At 64.0% G+C, this 11031-nt stretch carries 10 protein-coding genes; 5 read left to right on the forward strand and 5 right to left on the reverse strand.

Annotated features, from left to right (window positions below):
- The first annotated feature begins 6 nt into the window (after positions 1–6).
- The 4 genes from RW095_RS18745 to rpe are packed head-to-tail and all read left to right on the forward strand — an operon-like array spanning position 7 to position 4807.
- Entirely contained in the window at positions 7–879 is an 873-nt protein-coding gene (locus tag RW095_RS18745; RefSeq protein ID WP_020066339.1) for a phosphoribulokinase, read from the forward strand.
- A 60-nt stretch (positions 880–939) separates the two neighbouring features.
- Positions 940–3012 (forward strand): transketolase, encoded by a 2073-nt coding sequence (tkt, locus tag RW095_RS18750; protein ID WP_317017541.1) that lies wholly within the window; start codon positions 940–942, stop codon positions 3010–3012.
- A 32-nt stretch (positions 3013–3044) separates the two neighbouring features.
- Positions 3045–4082: a class II fructose-bisphosphate aldolase gene (gene fba, locus RW095_RS18755; protein WP_317017542.1), complete on the forward strand. Its 1038-nt coding sequence runs from the start codon at positions 3045–3047 to the stop codon at positions 4080–4082.
- A gap of 14 nt (positions 4083–4096) precedes the next feature.
- On the forward strand, positions 4097–4807 hold the full coding sequence (rpe, locus tag RW095_RS18760; RefSeq protein WP_317017544.1) for a ribulose-phosphate 3-epimerase: 711 nt from the start codon (positions 4097–4099) through the stop codon (positions 4805–4807).
- Positions 4808–4829: 22 nt separating this feature from the next.
- On the opposite strand, the gene RW095_RS18765 is transcribed toward rpe, so the two are convergent.
- From RW095_RS18765 to RW095_RS18775, 3 genes are read right to left on the reverse strand one after another with little or no spacing between them, the layout of a single operon-like run.
- Positions 4830–6212, reverse strand: a complete 1383-nt coding sequence (locus RW095_RS18765) for a DUF6513 domain-containing protein (protein ID WP_317017545.1) — start codon at positions 6210–6212, stop codon at positions 4830–4832.
- Positions 6213–6236: 24 nt separating this feature from the next.
- Positions 6237–6815 carry a flavoprotein gene (locus RW095_RS18770; RefSeq protein WP_128590952.1) on the reverse strand — a complete coding sequence of 193 codons (579 nt, stop codon included), beginning with the start codon at positions 6813–6815 and terminating at the stop codon, positions 6237–6239.
- A complete protein-coding gene (locus tag RW095_RS18775) occupies positions 6812–8929 on the reverse strand; it encodes a sigma-54-dependent Fis family transcriptional regulator (RefSeq protein WP_317017547.1) in 2118 nt (705 codons plus the stop codon). The genes RW095_RS18770 and RW095_RS18775 overlap by 4 nt, the downstream gene beginning before the upstream one ends.
- A 421-nt stretch (positions 8930–9350) precedes the next feature.
- Between RW095_RS18775 and RW095_RS18780 the strand changes: the two genes are divergently transcribed.
- On the forward strand, positions 9351–9893 hold the full coding sequence (locus tag RW095_RS18780; protein WP_317017549.1) for a dihydroneopterin aldolase: 543 nt from the start codon (positions 9351–9353) through the stop codon (positions 9891–9893).
- 99 nt (positions 9894–9992) lie between these two features.
- Here RW095_RS18780 and RW095_RS18785 read toward each other — a convergent pair whose 3' ends face one another.
- The gene (locus RW095_RS18785; RefSeq protein WP_317017550.1) at positions 9993–10400 is read right to left on the reverse strand and encodes a hypothetical protein; all 408 of its coding nucleotides are present in this window, start codon (positions 10398–10400) and stop codon (positions 9993–9995) included.
- 91 nt (positions 10401–10491) lie between these two features.
- Entirely contained in the window at positions 10492–11001 is a 510-nt protein-coding gene (fae, locus tag RW095_RS18790) for a formaldehyde-activating enzyme (protein WP_128592084.1), read from the reverse strand.
- Positions 11002–11031: the final 30 nt, after the last annotated feature.

Raw genomic sequence — 11031 nt, forward strand, 5'->3', positions numbered from 1 at the left:
AAGCGCATGTCAGTCAAACACCCGATCATCGCGGTGACCGGTTCGAGCGGCGCCGGCACCACGACCGTGATGAAGAGCTTCACCCATATTTTCCGGCGCGAGAAGATCAACGCGCAGATCGTGGAAGGTGACGCCTTTCATCGTTACGACCGCAACGGCATGCGCGAAGCGATGAAGCAGCACGAGCGCGACGGCGTACCGAACTTCAGCCATTTCGGACCAGAAGCGAATTTACTCGAAGAACTGGAGGCGCTGTTCGCGAGCTATGGCGAGAACGGCACCGGCAAGTTTCGCCACTACGTGCACGACGAAACTGAAGTGCGGCTCTACAAGCAGGATGCCGGGACGTTCACACCGTGGGAAGACGTGCAGCCCGGCACGAACCTGATGTTCTACGAGGGCCTGCACGGCGCGGCAGTGACCGATCGTATCGACATCGCGCGGCACGCGGATCTGCTCATCGGCGTCGTGCCGATCATCAACCTGGAATGGATTCAGAAGCTGCATCGCGATCAGACCATGCGCGGTTACTCGCACGAGGCGGTGGTCGATACGATCCTGCGGCGTATGCCCGACTACGTGAACTACATCTGTCCGCAGTTTTCCCGCACGCATGTGAATTTTCAGCGGGTGCCGACCGTGGATACATCGAACCCGTTTATCGCGCGCGAAATTCCTCAGCCCGACGAGAGCTTTGTCGTGATCCGCTTCGCGCGGCCCAAAGGCATCGACTTCCAGTACCTGTTGACGATGCTGCATGACTCCTTCATGTCGCGCCCCAACGTGATCGTCGTGCCGGGCGGCAAGATGGGGCTCGCCATGCAGCTCATCTTCACGCCGATGATTCTGCAATTGATCGACCGGCGCTCAAGGGCCTGAGCCTTCAACGCTCCGGCTTTGAAGCGAGACATCCAGTGCAGGTTTTGAAGGAGACATTCGATGAGTGCCGTCGCAGAATCCATTGCATTTCCTGAAACCCGCGTGATGGCCAACGCGCTGCGCATGCTCGCGATCGACGCCGTCGAAGCGGCGAAGTCAGGCCACCCCGGCATGCCGCTCGGCATGGCCGAGATCGCCGTCGCGCTGTGGGACCGGCATCTGAAACACAATCCGCGCAATCCGGCGTGGGCCGATCGCGACCGCTTCGTGCTGTCGAACGGACATGGCTCGATGCTGTTGTACGGGCTGCTGCATCTCACGGGCTACGATCTTCCTATTGACGAGCTCAAGCGCTTCCGTCAATTGCATAGCAGGACGCCGGGGCACCCGGAGGTCGGCGTGACGCCGGGGGTCGAGACGACGACTGGCCCGCTCGGACAGGGTCTCGCCAACGCGGTCGGCATGGCGCTCGCCGAGGCGCTGCTCGCGCGCGAATTCAACCGGCCGGGTCATGCGATCGTCGATCATCGCACGTATGTGTTTGCCGGCGACGGCTGCCTGATGGAAGGTATCTCGCACGAAGCGGCGTCGCTCGCGGGCACGCTGAAGCTCGGCAAGCTCACGGTGCTCTATGACGATAACGGCATCTCCATCGACGGCCATGTCGCGCAGTGGTTCAACGACGATACGCCCGCGCGTTTCGCCGCATACGGCTGGCACGTGGTGCGCGACGTGGACGGCCACGACGTCGACGCTGTCGACCTCGCGCTGCAGAACGCGCGCGCGGTTGGCAAGCCCACATTGATCTGCTGTCGCACGGTGATCGGCAAAGGGTCCCCATCGAAAGCGGGTACGCACGACGTGCACGGCGCACCGCTCGGCGCCGAGGAGGTCGCGAAAACGCGGCGCGCACTCGGCTGGCCGCATCCGCCCTTTGCGGTTGCGCAAGAGATCCGCGCGCAGTGGGATGCGAGCGGGCGCGGCGAGGCCGCGGAGGCGGACTGGAAGCGCCGCTTCGAAGCATATCGCGAGCACTATCCGCACGAGGCTGCCGAATTCGAGCGCAGAACGCGAGGCGCGCTCCCCGCGCATTGGTGCGATACGGTTCGCGCGATGCTGCGCGACGCGGACAGCGCCGCTCAATCCATCGCGACGCGCAAGGCGTCGCAGCAGAGCATCGCCGTGCTCGCCCGCGCGTTGCCGGAATTGCTGGGCGGCTCGGCCGATCTGACCGGCTCGAATCTCACCAACTGGCAAGCCGCCGTGGATATTCACGCCGACGAAGCCGGCCTGCAAGACGGCAACTATCTGCACTACGGCGTGCGCGAGTTCGGCATGAGCGCGGTGATCAACGGTATCGCGCTGCATCGCGGGCATATCGCGTTTGGCGGCACATTCCTCACATTTTCCGACTACTCGCGCAACGCGCTGCGCATGGCCGCGCTGATGAAGACCCGCTCGATCTTCGTGTTCACGCACGACTCGATCGGCCTTGGAGAAGACGGGCCGACTCATCAGTCGATTGAACACGCAGCGAGCTTGCGGCTGATTCCCGGACTCGACGTCTGGCGTCCGTGCGACACGGTGGAAACCGCGCGCGCGTGGGCCAGCGCGATTGAGCGCGAGGGGCCGTCGTGCCTGCTGCTGAGCCGCCAGAACCTGCCGTTTGTCGCGCGGGACGGCGAGCAGATCGACGCAATCGAGCGGGGCGGTTATGTGCTGCGGGACTGGCGCGATGCGTCGGAGTTCACGCATCCACACATGGAATCTCGGGCAATACAGCGGGTAATACTGATCGCTACGGGATCCGAAGTTTCGCTCGCACTCGATGCGCTCGCGCCGCTCGCCGCCCTTGGTATCGCTGCGCGCGTCGTGTCGATGCCGTCGACGAGCGTGTTCGACCGGCAGCCCGACACATGGCGAGATGCAGTGTTGCCGCCCGGCGTGCCGCGCGTCGCAGTGGAAGCGGGCGTGCGCGCGTTCTGGCGTCAGTACGTGGGTCTGGAAGGGGGCGTGGTAGGTATCGACACCTTTGGCGAATCCGCGCCGGCCGCCGATCTGTTCGACCATTTCCAGTTGACCGCACAGGCTGTGGTGGACGAAGCCCGTCGCGTCGTGCTGCACGCTAAGTGAACAGAATCCGATTCGTCTTCGAGGAGTTTGCAATGGCCTTCATAGCACTGCGTCAACTATTGGATCACGCGGCCGAGCACGGTTACGGCGTGCCCGCGTTCAACGTCAACAACATGGAGCAGATTCACGCGATCATGCAGGCCGCGGAAGAAACCGCGAGCCCGGTGATATTGCAGGCGTCGGCGGGCGCGCGAAAGTATGCGGGCGAGCCGTATCTGCGCCATCTCGTGCTAGCCGCGCTCGAAGCGCATCCGGACATTCCGCTCGTGCTGCATCAGGACCACGGCGCGAGTCCGGCGGTGTGTCAGCAGGCAATCCGTTCGGGCTTTACATCGGTGATGATGGACGGCTCGTTGCTGCCCGATCAGAAAACGCCCGCAACATATGACTACAACGTCGACGTGAGCCGCCGCGTGGTGGACGCAGCGCATGCGGTGGGTGTTTCCGTCGAAGGGGAACTCGGTTGTCTCGGGTCGCTGGAAACCGGCATGGCCGGCGAGGAAGACGGCGTCGGCGCGCAGGGACAGCTCACGCGCGACGATCTGCTGACTGATCCGCGCGAGGCGCAGATCTTCGTGGAATCCACTGGCGTCGACGCATTGGCGATTGCGATCGGCACGTCGCATGGCGCCTATAAATTCAGCCGCCAGCCGACCGGCGATATTCTCGCCATCGACCGGATCGTGGAGATTCACGAGCGGATTCCGAACACGCATCTCGTGATGCACGGTTCGTCGTCGGTGCCGCAGGAATGGCTCGCGATAATCCGCGAATACGGCGGCGAGATTCCCACCACTTACGGTGTGCCGGTCGAGCAAATCCGGCGCGGCATTGCGCACGGTGTCCGCAAGGTGAATATCGACACCGACGTCCGGCTCGCAATGAGCGGCGCAATGCGCAAGTCGCTGGCGAATGCGCGTGCCGAGTTCGACCCGCGCGCCGCGTTGAAGGCCGCAACGGCGGCCGCGCGCGCTGTCTGCGTCGAGCGTTTCGAGGCGTTCGGCTGCGCAGGGCAGGCGCCGCGCATCAAGCCATTGCCGCTCGAGGCGATGGCGCGCCGTTATCACTGAGCAAGGAGACGGGCATGCGTGATTTTCTGATTGCTCCTTCGCTGCTGTCCGCCGACTTTGCGCGTCTCGCCGAAGAGATTCGCGACGTCACCGCAGCCGGCGCCGACTGGATTCATCTCGACGTGATGGACAACCATTACGTGCCGAATCTCACGGTCGGGCCGCTCGTTTGTGCGGCGATCCGGCCGCATAAGCGCGTGCCGATCGACGTGCATCTGATGACCATGCCGGTCGATCCGCTCGTGATCGGCTTTGCCGAAGCGGGCGCGAACACGATCAGCTTTCATCCGGAAGCGTCGCTGCACGTGCATCGGACCATCGAACTGATCAAGACGCACGGCGCGCGCGTCGGACTCGCGCTCAATCCCGCCACGCCGCTCGCGGTGCTCGACCATGTGATCGAGCGGCTCGACGTGGTGCTGGTGATGTCGGTGAATCCCGGCTTCGGCGGCCAGGCCTTTATTCCCGAGACGCTGGAAAAGCTACGCGTATTGCGCGAACGCGTCGACGCAACCATGCAGCGCACGGGACGGCCGTTGCTGATCGAAGTGGATGGCGGCGTGAAGGCGTCGAACATCGCGCCGATCGCGGCGGCGGGTGCCGACGTGTTCGTGGCCGGCTCGGCGGTCTTCGGCGCCGACGACTATGCGCAGGCCATGGGCGCGCTGCGTGGCGCACTCGCGCCGATGAGCGAAGCGGACGAAGCGCTGGTGGAAGCGCGCTGAACGGTTGCGGCTGCGTGCGTGCTCAACGTTTTTTCATCGTCTCGCCGGGCGCGCACCAGACCGACAGGTCCTGCTCGGGCCGCTCGACGGCGCAGCCCCAGTCGAGCGGCTGGTCCTGGTCGAAGCGCTTGCCGAGTCGCCACGCAATTTCGGCGCGTGCGAGCTGCACGCCCATATAGAACGCGTGGCCGCCGTCTGCTTCAAGATGAAGGTCGGGATAGAACTCGAATGGATCGCCGCCACGGAGATGTCCGTCGCGGTTGTAGACATGAATGGCCTCGGCGCTCACCTGCACGCGAAAGTTAGGGTCGCGCACGTCTCGGGCGAATTCGTCGATCTCGGCGGGACTGTATGGAAATGGACGCTTTGCATGGACGGTCGCAAGATCGCCGTCGATGCCCTTGGGCAGCACCTGCGCCTCGCGGGCGGCATGCATCACGCGGCGCGCGACGTCGGCTTCGCGCACGGCCCGCCGCGCGTGCAGGCTGACGGACGTGGTAAGCACCGCGCTCACACGAAGCTCCGCCGCCATGCCGAGCAACACTGCGTTGATGCCGCTCGTGTCCGCTTCGGTCAGCTCGGTCACGTTGCCGATGCCCATCATGATGGCCACGTCCGGATAGCGTTCGCGCAGCCTCACGTAACGCGCGATCGACGTGGCGAGACCGAACGGGATCGGATCGAGAATCGGGTCGGCAAGAAACGCGCGGTCGCGCGCGGCGAACAGCTCGATGGCGGCATCGAGCGATGCGGGGTCGCGCGGGTCGCGTGCGACGAGGATCGGCGTGGACGGCACTTCGTCCGCGATCCATAGCGTGTCGACGTTCAGGCTCATCAGATAGTCGGCGCCCGCGCGGCCGCCGCGCAGTAGCTCGTCGGTGTGCATCGAATCGACGCTCACGCGATAGCCTTCGGCCTTCAGCCGGCGTACCGCGTCTTCGAGATGCGGGAACGGTGTTTCCGGCAAACAGCCTATGTCGATCACATTTGCGCCCTGCGCGGCAAAGTCGCGAGCACGCGCGGCAATGCCGTCGAGGTCGAGGCGCGGCGCGTCGACGATCTCCGCAAAAATCTCGGTCTCGTAGCGCGAGAGGTCCACCGGCTTCGCCTCGCGGCCGAAGAACTGCGGCAGGTCTTTCACTTCTTCCGGGCCGCGTTCGAACGGCACGCCGTAGTGTTCGGTCAGCGCCGCGAGATCGCCACGGCATCGCCCGGGCACGATCACGCGCTGCGCCGCGAGCGGCGCGGGCACGCGGCGTCGGATCATGTCGGCGGTCATCAGCGCGGCGACTTGCAGACCGATTTCACGGATCTCCCAACTGAACGGCGTCGGCGCCATGCTTTCGAGCACGCGGAGCAGGCTCTTTTCGGCGAGCCGGCCGGTCAGGAAGACGATGTGGTCCATGTCAGTACGCGCCGGGGGGCCGTGTCATACCAGGTCGAGCGTCGCGAGGCGTTGATCGAGCGCCGTCTTCAGTTCATCCAGCGAGCGCACGACCGTCGTGTATTCGAAGCGCGACAGGCGCTCCACATTGTCGAGTTCGATCGCGCGCGGTCGTAGTTCGACCCATTCGTTCGGGCTTTGAGTGACGACGGTCGGTTCCGTGTCGCATGCAAAGACGATGCCCGGAATGCACTGCTTGCCGGCCTGCGCGTACATGTTGGTCGGCAGCGTGTCGGAGATGCCGAACGCGCATTTGGCCACCGTATTGCTGGTGGCCGGCGCGATGATGACAGTGTGATACATGCCGTGATACAGCATGCCGACCGGCACGCCGCTCGCGCTCTTGTCGCGGAACACGTTGAAGCGCTCACGCAGTCTGGGCAGATTCCACCCGTAAAGCGGCAGTACTTCTTCGGCTGCGGCGGAGAGAAAAAGGTCGGTGCGCGGCAACGCCAGCGCGAGTTCGATCGACTCTTCGAGCAGATGGCCCGAGCCGGTCACGCACCACGCGAAGCGCGCGTCCGGCTTGAAATCCGCGAGTTTGCGAGCGGGCGCCTGGGTCATGCGCTATGAGCGTGCGGCGATCCGTCGGGCGGTGCACCGTCGGGCGGCGCACCGTCGAAGGCCGGTTCATCGGCCGCGTCGTCGGGCTCGGCGCCGTCGTGCCCCGAGCCGTCGTGCGACAGACGGATTTGCAGCCGGCGCATCTTGCGATACAGCGTATTGCGGCTGATGCCCAGCGCCTTTGCCACGTTACTGACGTTCCAGCGATTTTCCTCGAGCATCGCAAGAACGGTCTCACGTTCATTCAACTGGATAGCGTTCAGCGCGGAAAGATCGGGGTCGTCGTCCGGATGCGGCGCCGGCTGCGCAACTGGGTGCGACACGGCGGGCGTCGCAACTAGCGGGTCGCGTTGCGTGACTTCCACGGGAAGATCTTCGCAGCGGATCGGTTGTCCGTCGCATAGCGCAATCGCCATCTGCAACACATGTCGCAACTGACGAATGTTGCCAGGCCATGCATAGCTCAGCAACGCGTGCTCGGCTTCTTTCGTGAGCTCCGGTGGATCGTTATCGGTTTCCGCCTCGAGCAGATGGTGAATCAGCGGCAGCTTGTCGACGCGCTCGGCGAGCGGCGGCAGATTCAGTTCGACGCCCTTCAGCCGGTAATACAGATCCTCGCGGAACTGCCCGCCGTGCACCAGTTCGAGCAGGTTGCGGTGGCTCGCGCTGATCAGCTGGAAGTTGACCTTGACGGTGGTCTCGGCGCCGAGCGGCGTGACCTCGTGCTCCTCGATCACGCGCAGTAGCCGCGCTTGCAATGCGAGCGGCATGTCGCCGATCTCGTCCAGAAACAGCGTGCCGCCGTTGGCCTGCACGATCTTGCCGCGGCGTCCTTCGCGCTGTGCGCCGGTAAATGCGCCCGCACGATAGCCGAACAGTTCGCTTTCGATCAGGTTCTCCGGCAACGACGCGCAATTCACCGGCACGAACGGCCCCGACGAATGAGGGCTGATGCTATGCAACGCCTGCGCGAAGACTTCCTTGCCGGTGCCGGTTTGTCCCCTGAGGATGATCGGGATCTTGCGCTGAACCACGCGCACGCCTAGCTGAATCTGCGAGGCCATGCGCGGATCGCCGAACTCCAGATGCGCGATTTCATCGAGCCGGGCCGGCGGTGGACGCTTTTCGGGTGCGCTCGTGCGCGGCGCGGGCGCAGTCACGGCGACACGCGTGACGCGTGCCGCCGCATTTTGCGCGGTCTGCGCGACGAGGAAGAAGCGATTCGTCGCGTTGGCGCTGTACACGGTGACCGGATGAAACGAGCCGCGAATGCTGCGCGCGATCATGTCTTCGAGCGATGCGTTGAACGCCTCCTCGATACGCCGTCCGCGCAGTTCGCTAAGCGAGCGGAAGCCGAGTTGGAAGAGTGCGCTGCGGTTCGCCGCCAGCACGGTGCTGTCGTCCGCTACCGCAAGCTTTCCGCCATGCAGCGTGCCGACGAATTCCGGGCGGCTGTGAAAGTGGATCATGTTCGCGTGACGGTAGCGCGCATCGAGCAAACGGTTTTCGATCATCTGGCGCGACATGCCGACGAGCACCAGCGAGTGTTGCTGCAGCAGCTTCGAGCGGCTCGTGACGTCGAGTACGCCGGCAATCTCGCCGCTGTCGTCGAAGATCGGCGCGGCAGAGCAGGTGAGCGACGTGTAGCGCGGATAGAAATGCTCGTGCTGGCACACGGCGATGCAGTCGCGTTCGGCGAGGCACGTGCCCATTCCGTTGGTGCCCGCTTCGCGCTCGCTCCACAACGCGCCGACGCGGAAGCCGTCGGATGCGACCGCTTCGGCGAAAGGCACCGACGAAACCTGATGGACGATCACGCCGCCCGAGTCGACCAGCACCACGGCAAGTTCGGGATCGGCCAGCTGTTGATAGAGCGTGGTCATTTCCAGCTTCGAACACGCGATCAGATCGCCCATGGCCTCACGGCGCGAGCTTAATTCGTAGTCCGTCAGGATGGGCGGCGTGACAAAGCGGGAAGGGTCGAGCTGGAATTCGTTGACGCAACGCGCCCACGATTGAGCGACTGGCTCGCTCGTCGGACGTGTCGCCAATTGATGATTGACGACGTTGAGAATTTCACGGACGTGCATGGAGCTGTCAGCAAGCAACGACATGGGGTTCGTCTCCGTTGCGGCAACTTCACGCGCGCCGGACGTTGCCTGGCGTAGTGTTGCATTCGCCTGGGCTTCGCTTGGCGCGTCACGAGTGCCGCTTTATCGATAATGTCATCCCCTGGCGCCGCGGCTTCTCGGTCTTTCTCTGTCCGTATGCGCACTGAGTAATACGCCCGCTGTTTCGGGTTACTGTCAGGCGTTGGCTTAAAACTCTACGCCCGATGTCGTTCTCGTTCAATAAGAAGTCGCATCAATAGTACAAGGTGTGCCCGGTTTTTGCTTTTAATGTCGGCATGCCCTGCCGGGGCCTGCCGACACGCTTGGCGGCGCAGAGCGCTTCGCGGGCAACTCATTGCATGCTGCTTTGTGTTTACCCGGGTTGCGTCTCTTAACTTGTTGCCGCTACGCGGCGGAGTACACCATGGACCGTATCGATACCGTTCGCCTCGCCAGTTTCTGCGCCGCCGCCGATGCGGGGACGCCTCTCGCGGGTATGCCCTGGGGTGCGTCTTCAGAAGGGCCATCCGCCGGCACGCTGCCGAAGCGCATGGACATCGTTTTCATCGAAAACTTTATCGGTCAGACGATTATAGGTATCGACAGCAGCGAGTTGCATGTGCCGCAGCCCGTGCGGATGAACCTCGCGATCGGCGTGCCCGCGATTCGCGCCTGTACGACGGATCGCATCGAGGACACCATCAACTACGCAGCGGTGCGCAGCGCGTTGCATGCGTTGCTGGAGTCGCACGGCGTGCGGCTACTCGAAGCGCTTGCTGAAGCGGTAGCCCGCCTGCTGATTACCGATTTCGGCGCGCACTGGGTGCGTGTGTCGCTCGCCAAGCCGGCCAAATTCGACGACGTCGCGGCGGTCGGCGTGCAAATCGAGCGGCAGCGCAGCGATATGCCAATAGCTGGTGGCCTCGCGAGTTATGCGTCGCTTGGCGAGGGGCTGATTCCGGACTGAACCCGCGAGGCCCGGACCATGCATCGTCCGGGCGAAACGACAAGTCTGCCGGCGGCGGTACGGCATGCGCCGCGCCGCGCCGCTTACAGCCTACGTCCGCTATTTCGATGCCGCGGTTTTATCGTTGCCGAGTCCGCAACTCCGGTAGGCGTCCGTCTGCAACGCGCGGAATTTCTTCGTCTGCGCTTTCGCGTGGTCGACGCGGAACTCCGAGCCGCCTTCGCCGCCGAGCGTCGCATACTTCGCGAAGGTCGACTGATCGACGAACTCGTCGTAGGGGAGCGCCGTCGCCATTTTGTCGATCACGCACGAGCATTTATAAACGTTCGCGAAATCGTGCCCGTTGTCGTCCATGCAGGAGAGCACGTATTCGACGCGTCCCTGGGTCGGGTAGTTGTAGCCTGCGGCCGGCGCCGGCGTCTGTTGCGTATCGCCGTCCGCCCAGGCGAGGGGCGCGGCAAGCGCAATGCAGGCACAGGCCGCCAGCGCGCGACATCGTAGGGTCATCTCATGCCTCTGTGAGAGCAATTGCACGATGGCATCATGCAAGGCCCGCGCCGCCCCGTCTTGCGGCTGTCTCCGCGCGGGCCGCGAGCCATCAGTTCGGGGCAAACGGATGCGCGACGCTGCTCTTCTTCGACACGACCTCCGCGGCGCTCGGTTCGCCTTTGACCGCGCGCTGGATCGCCTCGCGCGTCGCCTTGTAGTTGTACTCCTGAATCTTCTTGTCGTCCTCCGCCTGCCAGTGAATGAAGACGCCGACGCACAGGAACAGGTCGTCCGCCTCGTCCTGCGGGATCGTGCCGTCCTCGACGCTGTCGGCGACAGCGAGCGCGACCGCATGCTGCGCCGGCCCGAACATCTGCACCGCCTGCTTCGCGCCCTTGATCGTCACCTTATTGAAAAGGATCGTGTTCGGCTTGGTGAGCAGGTTCGGCGCGACGACCGCGAGCAGCGATGTGAAGCCGTCCTTATTGTTGGTTAGCGCATTACAGAATGCGGTTTCCGCAGCGGAACCTCGCGGTCCCATCAGCAAGTCGATGTGTGCGACCTCGTTGCCGTCGCCGACGAGCGACTCGCCTATCAGGACGCGGTTGATCTTGGCCATGCTGTTCCTCCGATGAGTGGAATGGGGACT

The sequence above is a fragment of the Paraburkholderia kirstenboschensis genome, assembly GCF_032806925.1.
GTDB lineage: Bacteria > Pseudomonadota > Gammaproteobacteria > Burkholderiales > Burkholderiaceae > Paraburkholderia > Paraburkholderia kirstenboschensis.